Annotated in this window: 13 protein-coding genes; 6 read left to right on the plus strand and 7 right to left on the minus strand. The window is 67.3% G+C overall.

All coding sequences use genetic code 11. The features are described 5' to 3' along the window. Positions 1-122 precede the first annotated feature (122 nt). Genes gcvT through V6M48_RS08195 form a run of 6 tightly spaced genes read left to right on the plus strand, consistent with a single transcriptional unit; the run spans position 123 to position 5,996 of the window. Positions 123-1,259, plus strand: coding sequence for a glycine cleavage system aminomethyltransferase GcvT (gene gcvT, locus V6M48_RS08170; RefSeq protein ID WP_332812038.1), 1,137 nt, complete (start codon positions 123-125; stop codon positions 1,257-1,259). Beyond that, complete coding sequence (gene gcvH, locus V6M48_RS08175) at positions 1,259-1,630, plus strand: glycine cleavage system protein GcvH (RefSeq protein WP_332812039.1); 372 nt, start codon at positions 1,259-1,261, stop codon at positions 1,628-1,630. Before gcvT ends, gcvH begins: the two co-directional genes overlap by 1 nt. Beyond that, complete coding sequence (locus V6M48_RS08180; RefSeq protein ID WP_332812040.1) at positions 1,627-2,394, plus strand: class I SAM-dependent methyltransferase; 768 nt, start codon at positions 1,627-1,629, stop codon at positions 2,392-2,394. The genes gcvH and V6M48_RS08180 overlap by 4 nt, the downstream gene beginning before the upstream one ends. A gap of 41 nt (positions 2,395-2,435) precedes the next feature. Beyond that, on the plus strand, positions 2,436-3,818 hold the full coding sequence (gcvPA, locus tag V6M48_RS08185; protein WP_332812041.1) for an aminomethyl-transferring glycine dehydrogenase subunit GcvPA: 1,383 nt from the start codon (positions 2,436-2,438) through the stop codon (positions 3,816-3,818). Beyond that, on the plus strand, positions 3,815-5,380 hold the full coding sequence (gene gcvPB, locus V6M48_RS08190; protein ID WP_332812042.1) for an aminomethyl-transferring glycine dehydrogenase subunit GcvPB: 1,566 nt from the start codon (positions 3,815-3,817) through the stop codon (positions 5,378-5,380). The genes gcvPA and gcvPB overlap by 4 nt, the downstream gene beginning before the upstream one ends. Positions 5,381-5,396: 16 nt before the next feature. Further along, positions 5,397-5,996, plus strand: a complete 600-nt coding sequence (locus V6M48_RS08195; protein ID WP_332812043.1) for a DUF938 domain-containing protein — start codon at positions 5,397-5,399, stop codon at positions 5,994-5,996. 125 nt (positions 5,997-6,121) lie between these two features. Here the strand turns inward: V6M48_RS08195 and V6M48_RS08200 are convergent, their stop codons facing one another. From V6M48_RS08200 to V6M48_RS08230, 7 genes are all read right to left on the minus strand, one after another. Beyond that, the gene (locus tag V6M48_RS08200; RefSeq protein WP_332812044.1) at positions 6,122-6,352 is read right to left on the minus strand and encodes a hypothetical protein; all 231 of its coding nucleotides are present in this window, start codon (positions 6,350-6,352) and stop codon (positions 6,122-6,124) included. Positions 6,353-6,434: 82 nt separating this feature from the next. Next, on the minus strand, positions 6,435-7,082 hold the full coding sequence (locus V6M48_RS08205) for a phosphatase PAP2 family protein (protein WP_332812045.1): 648 nt from the start codon (positions 7,080-7,082) through the stop codon (positions 6,435-6,437). 84 nt (positions 7,083-7,166) lie between these two features. Next, entirely contained in the window at positions 7,167-8,714 is a 1,548-nt protein-coding gene (locus V6M48_RS08210; RefSeq protein ID WP_332812046.1) for an ABC transporter permease/substrate-binding protein, read from the minus strand. Then, complete coding sequence (locus tag V6M48_RS08215; RefSeq protein WP_332812047.1) at positions 8,711-9,481, minus strand: ABC transporter ATP-binding protein; 771 nt, start codon at positions 9,479-9,481, stop codon at positions 8,711-8,713. Before V6M48_RS08215 ends, V6M48_RS08210 begins: the two co-directional genes overlap by 4 nt. Before the next feature lie 12 nt (positions 9,482-9,493). Further along, the gene (locus V6M48_RS08220) at positions 9,494-10,936 is read right to left on the minus strand and encodes an MFS transporter (protein WP_332812048.1); all 1,443 of its coding nucleotides are present in this window, start codon (positions 10,934-10,936) and stop codon (positions 9,494-9,496) included. A gap of 39 nt (positions 10,937-10,975) precedes the next feature. Continuing rightward, positions 10,976-12,163 carry an acyl-CoA dehydrogenase family protein gene (locus V6M48_RS08225; protein WP_332812049.1) on the minus strand — a complete coding sequence of 396 codons (1,188 nt, stop codon included), beginning with the start codon at positions 12,161-12,163 and terminating at the stop codon, positions 10,976-10,978. Between the two features lie 466 nt (positions 12,164-12,629). Beyond that, positions 12,630-12,995: phasin family protein (locus V6M48_RS08230; protein ID WP_332812050.1), on the minus strand; the 366-nt coding region annotated here is incomplete at its 5' end.

Genomic DNA, 12,995 nt, shown 5'->3' on the forward strand with positions numbered 1-12,995 from the left:
AAAGCGGATGCGCGAGCATCCCACCGAAGGGGTAAGCCGCCGATAAGGCGCGCGAAAGCTCTCAGGGCCAGCGACAGAGGGGGCATTGGAGATTGGCACGGTCCGGCGCGGACCGCGTTCCGATGCTGCTGACGACTGACGCTGGAGACGATATGGCCGAAGCCGAGAAGATTCTCCCCCTCGATGGCTGGCATCGGGCGCATGGCGCGCGCATGGTTCCGTTCGCCGGCTATGCCATGCCGGTCCAATATGAAGGGATCATCGCCGAACATCGCTGGACCCGCGAATCCGCGGGCCTGTTCGACGTCAGCCACATGGGCCAGCTCCATATCGCCGGCCGCTACCTCGATTCCGCGCTTGAGAGCCTGCTTCCGGCCGATATCGCTTTGCTCAAGGAAGGGCGGCTTCGCTATTCTTTGCTGCTCAACGAGGAAGCCGGCATCGTCGATGATCTGATGGTCACGCGGCGCGGCGACCATTTCTACATGGTCGTCAACGGCGCGACCAAGGAACAGGACATCGCCTATCTGCAGGCCCGGCTCCCCGGAGTCGTTGTCGATCATATGAAGGAGCAGGCGCTGCTCGCGTTGCAGGGCCCCCAGGCCGGCGCGGTGATCGCGCGCCTCGCGCCGGGCACCGAGGCGCTCGACTTCATGACCGCCGCGCTGTTCCAGCTCGACGGAAGCCCGGCTTGGATCAGCCGCTCGGGCTATACCGGCGAGGACGGTTTCGAAATCTCCGTCGCCGCGCGCGATGCGGAGCGGATCGCCGATCTGCTCGCCGATCAGCCGGAGGTGAAACCGGTCGGGCTGGGCGCCCGCGATTCGCTGCGGCTCGAGGCGGGGCTCCCGCTCTACGGGCACGATCTCGACCAGCGCACCACCCCGATCGAAGCCGATCTCGCCTTCGCAATCTCGAAGCGCCGCCGCGCCGAAGGCGGCTTCCCGGGCGCCGCGCGCATCCTGAGCGAGCTCGAGCAGGGTCCGATCGTCCGCCGTGTCGGGCTTGCCGTCGAAGGCCGTCAGCCGGTCCGCGAGGGCGCGATCGTGGTCGACGATGAAGGCAGCGAGGTCGGAAGAGTCACGAGCGGCGGCTTCTCGCCGATGCTCGAGGCGCCGATCGCAATGGCCTATGTGCCGCTGGCGATGGCCGCGCCCGGAACCGCGATCAAGCTCAGCCAGCGCGCCAAGCTGTTCGACGCCCGGGTCGTGGCGCTGCCTTTCGTTCCGCACCGCTACCACCGCAAAGGAGCCGCTTGATGACCGTCTACTTCACCAAGGAACATGAATGGATCAGTGTCGACGGCGACGTCGCGACGGTCGGGATCAGCGATTTTGCGCAGGCCCAGCTCGGCGACATCGTGTTCGTCGAGGTTCCTGCAGCCGGTGCGGCGGTCAGCAGGGGCGGCGAGGTGGCCGTGGTCGAATCGGTCAAGGCGGCGTCGGACGTCTATGCGCCGGCGAGCGGCACGGTGATCGAGGGCAATCAGGCCCTGGTCGACGATCCGGCGCTGGTCAACAGCGATGCCGAGGGCGAAGGCTGGTTCTACAGGCTTCGCCTCAGCGACCCCGAGGAGCTCGGCGGGCTGATGGATGCCGATCAATATAAGGCGTTTTGCGAAAGCCAATGACAGCCGCTTCCGCCTCGCGCTGGTCTGCTTCGGATTATGCCCGCCACGCCGGCTTCGTGCCCGCGCTTGGGGCGCCGGTGCTGGCGCTGCTCGACCCCCGGCCCGGCGAGAGGATCCTCGATCTGGGTTGCGGTGACGGCGTGCTCACCGAGCGGATCGTCGAAACCGGGGCGACGGTTGTCGGCGTCGATGCGTCCCAGGAGATGGTCGCGGCGGCCCGCGCGCGCGGGCTTGATGCCCGTCTCGCCGATGGCCAGGCGCTCGATTTCGATGCCGAGTTCGATGCCGTCTTTTCGAATGCCGCGCTGCACTGGATGCCGGATGCCGATGCGGTGGCCGCCGGTGCCTTTCGCGCGCTCAAGCCGGGCGGGCGGTTCGTCGGCGAGCTCGGCGGCGCCGGCAATGTCGCGATCCTGCGCCAGGGGATCAGGGACGAGCTGATCGCGCGGGGCTATTCGCTGCCCGCGCAGGATTCGCAATATTATCCGACCCCCGAAGACTTTTCGCGGGTCTATGCCGGCGCGGGTTTCACCGGCATCCAGGCCAATCTCATTCCGCGCGAGACCGATCTGCCGGATGGCGTCTCCGCCTGGGTGAAGACATTCCGCGCCGGCTGGCTCGACGTTGCGCGCGTTCCGGACGAGCAACGCGCCGTCGTCGCCGAAGCGATCGAGCAGCGCCTCGCGCCGAAGCTCCGCCGGCCGGACGGCAGCTGGTTCGCCGATTATGTCCGGCTGCGCTTCACGATGGTGAAGCCGGCATGAGCGGGTCCGATCACTTTTCCGCCCCACAAAGGGAGTCCTGAATGCGTTACCTTCCGCTTGCCGAAGCCGACCGGCAGGAGATGCTCCGAGCGATCGGTGCCGGCTCGATCGACGATCTGTTCGTCGACGTGCCCGAGGCAGCGCGGCTCGGCAGCGCGATCGAGGGGCTGCCCGATCATGCCAGCGAGCTTTCCGTCGAGCGGCAGCTCGGGGCGCTGGCGCGGCAGAATTTGGCCGCCGGAGAGGCGCCGTTCTTCCTCGGCTGCGGCGCCTACAAGCACCATATTCCGGCGAGCGTCGATCACCTCATCCAGCGCGGCGAGTTCCTGACCAGCTACACGCCCTATCAGCCCGAGATCGCCCAGGGCACGCTGCAGGCGCTGTTCGAATTCCAGACGCAGGTGGCGCGCCTCTACGGATGCGACGTCGCCAATGCCTCGATGTACGACGGCTCGACCGCCTGCTGGGAGGCAATCAGCATGGCGCGGCGGATCACCCGGCGGGACAAGACTTTCCTCTCCGCCGGCCTCCATCCGCATTATGTCGCCGTCGCCAGGACGATGGCGCGCTTCACCGGCGACCGGCTCGATATCGCAATGCCCGCGCTCACCGACGGCGCTCCCGGCGACGACAGCGAACGCCTGCTCGCGGCGATCGACGAAGAGACCAGTGCGGTCGTCGTCCAATATCCCAACATCCTGGGCCATGTCTTCGATCTGTCGGCGCTGGCGGAACGCGCCCATGCCAAGGGCGCGCTGCTGATCGCGGTGGTCACCGAACCGGTCGCGCTCGGCCTGCTGCGATCGCCCGGCGAAATGGGCGCCGACATCGTCGTCGGCGAGGGCCAGGCGATCGGTGTCGGGCTCAATTTCGGCGGGCCCTATGTCGGGCTGTTCGCGACGCGCGAGAAATATGTCCGGCAGATGCCGGGGCGGCTGGCCGGCGAGACGGTCGATGCCGACGGGCGGCGCGGTTTCGTGCTGACCTTGTCGACCCGCGAGCAGCATATCCGCCGCGAGAAGGCGACATCGAACATCTGCACGAACAGCGGCTTGTGCGCGCTCGCTTTCTCGATCCACCTCACCTTGCTTGGCGAGAACGGCCTGCGGCAGCTCGCCGAGGTCAACCATGATCGCGCGGCCGCCGCCGCCGAGCGGCTGAGCCGGGTCGACGGCGTCGAGCTGGTGAACGGCCCGTTCTTCAACGAATTCACATTGCGGCTGAGCCGGCCGGCGCGGCCGGTGGTCCGCGCGATGGCGGACAAGGGCGTGCTTGGCGGAGTCTCGCTCGGGCGGCTGTTTCCGGACGAGCCGGCGCTCGCCAACGGCCTTGTCGTGGCGGTCACGGAAATCGTCACCGATGAGGATGTCGAGGCGCTGGCCGCCGCGCTGACCGAAACCTTGGGCTCGGAGAATGAAGCATGAGCATGAACCGCGAAGGACGGCCGACGCGCCCTGAGGCAGATGATGTCGAGGCGCCCGCGACCTTCACTGGCAATCGCGCGCTGATGCTCGAGGAGCCGCTCATCTTCGAGATGGATGCCGAGGATGGGACCGGCGTCGACATCGAGCCGGTGCGCCAGTCGGAGCGTCGGCTCGGCGGGCTCGAGCGCAACAGGGCGATCGGTCTTCCGGGCCTTTCGGAGCCTCAGGCGGTGCGCCATTACACGCGCCTCAGCCGGCAGAATTATGCGATCGATCTTGGCCTGTTCCCGCTGGGATCATGCACGATGAAGCATAATCCACGGCTCAACGAGAAGATCGCGCGCCTGCCGGGCTTCGCCGACATCCATCCGCTGCAGCCGGTCGATACGGTCAAAGGCGCGCTCGCGGTGATTGCGATCCTCGGCGAATGGCTGGTCAAGCTGACCGGCATGCACAGCGTAGCGATGAGCCCGAAGGCCGGCGCGCATGGAGAATTGTGCGGGCTGCTCGCGATCCGCTCGGCGCTCGAGGCGCGCGGCGACGCGCGCGAGGTGATCCTGGTCCCGGAGAGCGCCCATGGCACCAACCCCGCAACGGCCGCCTTCGCCGGCTATCGAGTGGAGAACATCCCGGCGACCGCGCGCGGGCGTGTCGATCTCGATGCGCTCAAGCAGCGCCTCGGCCCCGATGTCGCGGCGGTGATGATCACCAATCCCAATACCTGTGGCCTGTTCGAGCCGGACATGATCGCCATATCCGAGGCGGTCCACTCTGCCGGCGGCTTGGTCTATTGCGACGGCGCGAATTTCAACGCGATCGTCGGCCGGGTCAGGCCGGGGGACCTGGGCATCGATGCGATGCACATCAACCTCCACAAGACCTTCTCGACTCCGCATGGCGGCGGCGGGCCGGGCTCGGGACCGGTGGTCTTCTCGGCGGCGCTGACGCCGTTCGCGCCATTGCCCTTCGTCGAGCGGCGCGGCGAGAGCTATGCCCTCGTCGAGGAAGAGAGCGCCGAGGAGCATCATGGTTCGACCTTCGGCCGCATGGTCGCGTTCCACGGGCAGATGGGCATGTTCACGCGCGCGCTTGCCTATATCCTCAGCCACGGCGCCGACGGGCTGCGCCAGGTCTCGGGCGACGCCGTCCTCAACGCCAATTATGTGCTGCGCCAATTGGACGATGTGCTCGACGCGCCGTTCGGAGACAGCGGCCCGTGCATGCACGAGGCGTTGTTCAGCGATCAGGGTTTCGCGGAAGGCTTCACCACGCTCGATCTCGCCAAGGGCCTGATCGACGAGGGATTCCACCCGATGACGATGTATTTCCCGCTCGTCGTCCACGGCGCGATGCTGGTCGAGCCGACCGAGACCGAGAGCAAGGCCGCGCTCGACCAGTTCATCGCCGCGATGCGATCGGTGGCCGAACGGGCCAAGAGCGGCGATCGCGCGCTCAAGGCGGCGCCGGTCCACGCCCCCCGCCGCCGGCTCGACGAGACCCAGGCGGCGCGTAAGCCGGTGCTCGTCTATCGCGAGCCCGAGCGGGCGCAGGCGGCGGAATAAAGGGACCGCAGAGACATTGCATCAGCCGCCTTCTTCGCCGGCCGCGCGCCGCAACCGCGAGCCGATTGCCGAGGTCTTGCGCAATGTCCTGCCCGAGCAGGGGCTGGTGCTCGAGCTGGCGAGCGGGACGGGCGAGCATGCGGCATTCTTCGCCGAATGCTTTCCCAAGCTGCGTTGGCAGCCGAGCGACCCCGATCGGGAGGCGTTGGCCGCGATCGATGCATGGCGCGAGCAAGCAGGACTCGACAATCTCGAGGCACCGCTGCGGATCGACGCCGAGGGGCAGCCCTGGCCGGTGGCCCGCGCCGACGCGATCTTGTGCACCAACATGGTCCACATCAGCCGTTGGCAGGCGACGCAGGGCTTGATGCGCGGCGCGGCGCGGTTGCTTCCGAGCGGGGCGCCGCTGGTCCTCTACGGGCCTTATCTGCGCGAGGGCGTGCCGACCGCCCCAAGCAACCTCGCGTTCGATCAGTCGCTGCGTGCGCGTAACCCGGACTGGGGCCTGCGCGATGTCGCCATCGTCACGGCCGAGGCGGAAACGCAAGGCTTGCGATTCGAACGCCTCGTCGAGATGCCGGCCAACAACCTCATGCTCGTTTTCCGGCGCCTATAGACAATCCTGCTGCGCGCTTGCTCTAGACTCAATCCCGGTTGGTTGAACCGGGATTGAGTCTTGCTTTCCTTTTGTTTTCCGTGATTTCCGAGCCGTCAGGTGCTCCCACCTGACTAGAAATCACTTCAGCGCTCGTTGTAGCGCGGAAGATCGGCCTCCTCGGGCTTGTCCTTGTCGCGGACACGTTCGATCTCCTCGCCTCGCTCGGGTGCCTTCGCTTCCGCGCGCGAGCCGATGTCGCGCTGGAGATTGCCGCCGCTCGAGCCGCCGAAATGCACGCCGCTTTCGTCGGTGGCCTCGTCGATGATGTCCTTGTCGTCATGGCTCCTGGCGGCGTCGGTGCGCGGATTTTCCATGTCTCTTCTCCTTTGCCGAGACAATCGCGGAGCGGCGCGGCCGTTCCCCGACCCACCTCAAATTTCCGTGAGGACGGCCGATCTAGCGAGTCGTGACGGCTTCGGTATCGGGCCTGACGCTGGCGAGCCGCATGCAGAGGATCACCCACATCAGCCCGAACGCCCAGCCGCCGACCACGTCGCTCGGCCAATGCACGCCAAGCATCACCCGGCTCGCGCCGATCTGGAGCGCGAGCGCGATGCCGATGCCGACCGCGATCGCGCGATTGCGCTGCCGAACCGGGAGAAGCAGTGCGATCGCGAGGGCGGTGATCATCGCATTGGCGGCATGCCCGCTCGGGAAGGCGAGCGAATGGACAGCGGCGAGGTGCGGCGATTCGTCGGGCCGGGGTCGCGCGATCACCGCCTTCTGCAGCTCGACCAGGAAGCGCCCCCCGATCACCATGATCAGGAACAGGGCCGCCCGCCGCCGCCGCCGCCACGCCAGGAAAGCAGTGACGAGCAGCGCGAGCGGGAGCAGCACGACGCCGCTGCCGATCTCGGTGAACAGGATCGCGTTGCGCGTCAAAGTGTCGTTGCCGCCGACATAGAGCGCGCGCGCAAGCGCAACGTCGAGCGCCGAACCGCGGCCGCCGCCGATCAGCATCGCCAGCCAGACGATGGCTGAGGCGGCGATCGCGATCGGCGCTCGGGCGCGGGCGGCAGTCAAGGAGAAGGCGTTGACGGTCAAGATGTGCAGCTAAGGCGAAAGGCCCGCCTCAATCAAGCGGCCGCTTGATCCTGGTCGATCGAAGCAGCGATTTCGGCGCGTTTGTCAGCGCGGCGCATCGATGCGCGCGAGCAGCCAGCGCGCGGCCTGCTGCGGCGTCGCCTTGTCGGCATCGCGATCGACCATCAGATTGGCGCGCCGCATCGTCTCGATTGGGATCACGCCGATCAGCGGCCGTAGCGCGCTGGCCAGGCGCGCGTCGCTCGCAACCCGCGGCGAAAGCAGCAGCACTGCATCATAATTGGGCAGCGCCCCGCGCGGATCGCTCAACGTGACGAGCCCGAGCGCCTCTATCCGGCCGTCGGATGAAAAAGCCGACAGCACGTCGGCGCTGCCGTCGGCGATCGCGCGATACATGAAGGTCGGATTGTACGATCTTTGGTCGGCGAAGCGCAGGCCATAGGCGCGTTCCACCGAGCGCCACTCGGGCCGGCTGAGGAATTCGATGTCGCTCGCCAGGCGGAGGCGCGGCGCGGCGCGGGCGAGGTCCGCGATTGAGGTGATGCCGAGGCTACGCGCGCGCTCACGGCGCATCGCCAGCGCATAGGCATTCTCGAAGCCGAGCGGCCCGAGGAGGCGCACGCCATCGCGCGCGGCAAGATCGCGGGTCAGTGCCGCACGCATCGCCGCCGCCGGCGGCGTGTCGCTGCGGCCGAGGACGTTGGTCCACAAGGTGCCGGTATAGTCGACGTAGACATCCACATCGCCGGCCGCGAGCGCACGATAGGCGACCGCCGAGCCGAGATCGTCGCGCCGCTCGACCCGATAGCCCGCCGCCGCGAGCCGGTCCTCGATCAGGCTCGCAAGGATATATTGCTCAGAGAAATTCTTGGCGCCGACGACGATCGTCTGCTGCGCTGCGCCTCTCGATGCGCCGGCGATCAGCGCGGTCGCCAGTGCTGCGGTGAGCAAGCCCAACCCAAAACCGAGCCGACGGCGCGAGCGGCGGGCGAGCCCCGTTTCGATCAGCGCGAGCAGCGCATCGGCAATCAGCGCCAGTGCGGCCGAAGCGGCGCAGCCGACCAGCACGCGCACCCAATTCTCGGTCTGCAGCCCCGAAAAAATGAGATTGCCGAGGCTCGGTTGGCCCACCGTGGTGGCGAGCGTCGCAGCGCCGATCGTCCACACCGCCGCAGTGCGGATGCCGGCGAGGACCACCGGCGCGCCGAGCGGCATCTCGACTAGCAGCAGGCGCTGCCGGCGGGTCATGCCGACGCCGTCGGCGGCCTCGATGATGTCGGCATCGAGGCTCTGCAACGCGGCGATCGAGTTGCGGACGATCGGGAGCAAGGCATAGAGGCTGAGCGCGATCAGCGCGGGCAGGAAGCCGAGCGCGGGCAGCGCCATTCCAGTGACATCGCCCACGAGCAGCAGCATCGGATAGAAGAGCGCGAGCAGCGCCAGCGCGGGGATCGTCTGGACGAGGCCAGTGACGGCGAGCAGCGGAACGCGCAACCGGCGATCGGTGGAAGCGAGCAAGGCGAGCGGCAGGCCGACCAGGATTGCGATGCCCAGCGATGCACCGCTCAGCACGACATGCGCGCGGATCAGGCTTGGCAGATCGGCGAGTGCTTGCGCGAGCGCCGGGCTCATGAGCGCTGGCCAAGCGCGGCGAGCCGCGCTGCCTGCCGCTTGGGCACGTCGATCAGCGCCTGTACGGCCGGATCGTCATGGCCGCCGATCAGCGTCGCCGGCGGGGCGTCGGCGCGGATCGTGCCGGCGATCAGCACCACGATCCGGTCGGCGAGCAGCAAGGCTTCGCTGATGTCGTGCGTGACCATGATCGTCGTCAGGCCGAGGCGGTCGTGGAGCGCGCGATAGGCGGCGCCGAGCTCGTCTCGCGTGACCGGGTCGAGGGCGCCGAACGGCTCGTCCATCAGCATCAGCCGCGGCTGCGCGGCCAGCGCTCGCGCCAGGCCGACACGCTGCGCCTGGCCTCCGGAGAGCGCGTGCGGGTAACGCGGCGCGAAATCCTGGGGCAGCGCGACCAAGTCGAGCAATTCGGCGACCCGCGCGGCGCGCTGCGCTTCCGCAATTCCGGTCAGCCGCGGCACCAGCGCGATATTTTCCGCGACCGTCATATGCGGGAACAGCCCAATCCCCTGGAACGCGTAGCCGATCGCGCGGCGCAGCGCCGCGACCGGCACCTGGCGCACCTCGACGCCGTCGATCGTGACTGAGCCTTCGTCCGGCTCGATCAGGCGGTTGATCGCCTTGAGCAGACTGGTCTTGCCGGACCCGGACGGACCGACCAGCGCGACGAACGTCCCGGTTTTGATCGAGAGGCTGACATGGTCGAGCGCCGCCATGCCCTTATGGTGCTTCGAAATGTCGTTGAGCTCGAGGAAGACGCGGTTCATCCCCGGACTTGTTCAGCTTCGCTCGTTTGCTGGCAAGCGATCATCACGCGCGCTCGCGCGCAGCAGCAAGAGGGCGCTGGCGGCGGCGGCAAGCGCGAGGCCGGCGCCGATGCCAGCGGCAAAGCGGAAGGACGACAGCAATGCCGCGCCGTGGCTCGCGATCACGGCGCCGACCAGCGCCGTCGCGATCATCCCGCCGGTGCGCGAGACCGCGCTGTTGAAGCCCGAGGCGGTGCCTGTGTAGCGCGCATCGACCGAGCCCAGCACCGCCGTCGTCAATGGCGCGACCGCGCCGGCCATGCCGAACGACAGGACCACGATCGCCGGGAAGACCGTGCTGAAATAGTCGACCTCAGTGTCGATTCTGATCAGCAGCAGATAACCGGCCGCGGCAACCAGCGAGCCGATCGTCAGCGGCGCCTTGGGGCCGATCCGTTCGGCGAGTCTGCCCATGAATCGCGAGCCCAGCGCGATGATGAGAGGGAAGGGCAGCAACGCCAGCCCGGCCTCCATCGCGCTATAGCCCGATCGGATCAGCACGAACGGCAGCAGCACGAACAGCCCGCCGAGCGCACCGTACAGGAATAGAGTCAGCAGGCTCAGCCCGATGAAATTGGACGAGCCGAACAGGCCGAGCGGCATCATCGCCCGATCGCCGCGCCGGTGCTCGACCAGCACGAACAGCAAGAGGAGCAATGCGCCGGCCGCCGTTGCGGCGGCGGAGAGCGGGCCGAACATGCGGTGCGACGACCAGAGGGTCAGGCCCCAGGTCAAGGTGCCGAGCGCGGCGGTTGCGAGCCCGGCACCGAGCCAGTCCAGCCGAACGCCCGGATCGCCACGGCTTTCCTCGACATAGCGCAGAGCGAGGACGATCGCCGCGAGGGCGATCGGCGGGTTGAGGAGGAAGATCGAGCGCCACCCGATGGCATCGATCATCCAGCCGCCGAGCGGCGGCCCGATCGCCGCGGCCATCGCAGCGACCGCCGCCCAAGTCCCGATCGCGCGGCCGCGATGCTCGCCGGCGAACGTCGCGCCGAGGATCGCGAGGCTATTCGGCATCAGCAGCGCGGCGCCGATCCCCTGCACCGCGCGTCCGGCGAGCAGCACCTCGAGGCTCGGCGCGAGCGCGCAGGCGAGGGAGGCGAGGGTGAACAGGATGATGCCGAGCAGCAGCAGGCGCCGCCGCCCGAACCGGTCTCCCGCCGCGCCGCCGAACAGCAGCAGCGCGCTCAGCGGCAGCATATAGGCGTTGATCGTCCATTGGATCTCCGCCGGCGAAGCATCGAAGCTCGCCGCGAGCGCCGGCAGCGCGACGTTCAGGACCGACCCGTCGACGAAGGCGAGGGTGGAGGCGAGGATCGTCGCCGCCAAGGTCAGGCGTGGATGCTTCGCGGGGGCACTACCCTGGGTGCCGCCCGGCCTGCTCTCGGATGGGGCAGCGAGGCTGGCGTTCATCCTCGACCCTCCCTCTCGACGCGCTGTCGAGCGGGGAGTCTACACCAACGGATGGCCGCTCAAACCATATTCGGCACGGCCGAAGCCGAGCACGACATCGTCGTACAATTGCGTGACGTGGATGCGCAGCATGAACAGATCGCGCGCTGCGACCTCGAGCGGATCACCGGTGTAGGCGGCCGAACCGCCCATCATCTCCAGCGCCTGCAATGCAAGCTCCGACGCCTGGTGGCAGACCGATGCGCGCCAGGCACTCGGGCGCATCCGTTCGGCTTCGGAAACCACCGGGGTATTGGTTGCGGCCCAGTCTTCCAATTGCTGGATATAGCGATTGTGCAACGCCTCGATGCCGTCATATTTGATGATCAGATCGCCGACGTTGCGTTGAGTGACCGGCGATTCCCAATCCTTGACTCCATAAAGCACACGCTGGCGCTCCTGGATCCGGCGCTTGGTGTCCTTGACGACTCGCTCGGCCACTCCGACCGAGATCGCGCTGAAGCCGAGGCAGAAGCTCGGCATGAACGGCATACGGTAGATCGGCGCATCCTCGCGCGCCCAGTCGCCGCCGAGCGGCTCGTTCTTCTGCTTGACGTGGCCAAGCGGAAGCACACGCCGCCAGGGCACGAACACGCCCTCGGCCTTCACGCCATGGCTGCCGGTGCCGCGCAGCCCGAACGGATCCCAATTGCGGATGATCTCGATCTCTTTGGTGTTGACCGCGACCAGGCAAGGCTGCGGCCCGAAGCCGGGAACGTCGGCGATCGCCCCGAGCCCGATCCACTCGTCCCACAGCACGCCGCTGCCGAAATTCCATTGGCCCGAGAGGCTCACCCCGCCATCGACATATTCGACCTTCCCGACCGGGAAGAAGATGTCGGCGGTGAAGCCGTCGCTGTCGTAAATCTCCTGGCGGCCTTCGGGCGGCAGATAGGCGACCCATTGCTCGTGAAGGATGGTGAAATAGACCAGCCACGCGGCGGACGCATTATAGCGCGCGACGGTACGCACGATCTCAGAAAAGGTGTAGGGGCCGATCGCATAGCCGCCGTACCGCCGCGGGCGCAGCATCTTGTGGAATTCGGCCCGGTGAACCATGTCGCGCAGCGCCAGCGAGAAACATCCTTCGCGCTCCGCCTCCCGCACTTCGAGCGCGGCTGCCTGCCCGATTTCCTCGGCGCGCCTGATCGCTTCGTCATGAATGTTGAGCGGCTCCTGATCGGACATCCCGGGCGACTCCTCTGCTTGATCCTCTTGGCGCGTCGGTTTGGCGCAACTCGCCTGAGCAGACAAGGGTGCGTATTGCCGCTACGCAGGAGGAGCAGGGACAGGAGTGCGCGGGTCCGCCGCCTCCGTTTCCTCTCCTTCGCCGGCTACAATCGAGAGCCTGCGCGGCAACCGCATTCCCGCAGCTCATTCCGAACTGGGGAAGAGTGCTACAGCCAGGCACGCACCGGTCTGACCGGCGGCATCTCTCCAGCTTTTATTTTGTAATGTCCCCAGGCTGTAGCCGGGCGATCCTACCCCAGCCCAAAAAAAAGGCCAGCCCCGAAGGACTGGCCGAAAGTTGTTAGGAGAGGATGCCTGAAAGGCAGGCCGCTTGTGCGTTGCAATATGGTTGTTCGCAATTGCAAAAAATCAAACGCAGCGTGCATCGACCGCATCTGGGCCGTCCGCTCATGATCCGGCGACCTCAGCGGCGGTAGGACCTCACTTGCTCGATGGTCGCGGAATAGCGCCTCGCGATCGGCAAGGCGGCTTCCTCGCTCAACGTCAGGACCGCGCCGCACAGCTTCGAGCTCTCGGCCACGAGGCTCTCGAAGCCAAGACAGGCGTAATGGCTCTGAAGCTTGACAAGGTCGGCGAGCGAGCCGGACGCGGCGAGCCGCTTCCAGGCACTCGACGCGTCGTTGAAGCTCTTGCGGCCAAACTCCACCGTTTCGCGGCCAAGCGCCTCGATCCCGCTCACCGTTATGTCCGAGGAGGCGAGCAGGGCTTCGACATTCGCCTTGGCCATTTCGCCCGAACCCTCGAGCAATCTGGCGCCATTCTCGGCCGC

Source organism: Sphingomonas sp., assembly GCF_036677245.1.
In the GTDB taxonomy this organism is placed as follows: domain Bacteria; phylum Pseudomonadota; class Alphaproteobacteria; order Sphingomonadales; family Sphingomonadaceae; genus Allosphingosinicella.

Coding starts and splice junctions, on each gene's coding strand:
- gcvT (WP_332812038.1), top strand. CDS start 123: ATGCTGCTGACGACTGACGCTGGAGACGATATGGCCGAAGCCGAGAAG.
- gcvH (WP_332812039.1), top strand. CDS start 1,259: ATGACCGTCTACTTCACCAAGGAACATGAATGGATCAGTGTCGACGGC.
- V6M48_RS08180 (WP_332812040.1), top strand. CDS start 1,627: ATGACAGCCGCTTCCGCCTCGCGCTGGTCTGCTTCGGATTATGCCCGC.
- gcvPA (WP_332812041.1), top strand. CDS start 2,436: ATGCGTTACCTTCCGCTTGCCGAAGCCGACCGGCAGGAGATGCTCCGA.
- gcvPB (WP_332812042.1), top strand. CDS start 3,815: ATGAGCATGAACCGCGAAGGACGGCCGACGCGCCCTGAGGCAGATGAT.
- V6M48_RS08200 (WP_332812044.1), bottom strand. CDS start 6,352: ATGGAAAATCCGCGCACCGACGCCGCCAGGAGCCATGACGACAAGGAC.
- V6M48_RS08210 (WP_332812046.1), bottom strand. CDS start 8,714: ATGAGCCCGGCGCTCGCGCAAGCACTCGCCGATCTGCCAAGCCTGATC.
- V6M48_RS08215 (WP_332812047.1), bottom strand. CDS start 9,481: ATGAACCGCGTCTTCCTCGAGCTCAACGACATTTCGAAGCACCATAAG.
- V6M48_RS08220 (WP_332812048.1), bottom strand. CDS start 10,936: ATGAACGCCAGCCTCGCTGCCCCATCCGAGAGCAGGCCGGGCGGCACC.
- V6M48_RS08225 (WP_332812049.1), bottom strand. CDS start 12,163: ATGTCCGATCAGGAGCCGCTCAACATTCATGACGAAGCGATCAGGCGC.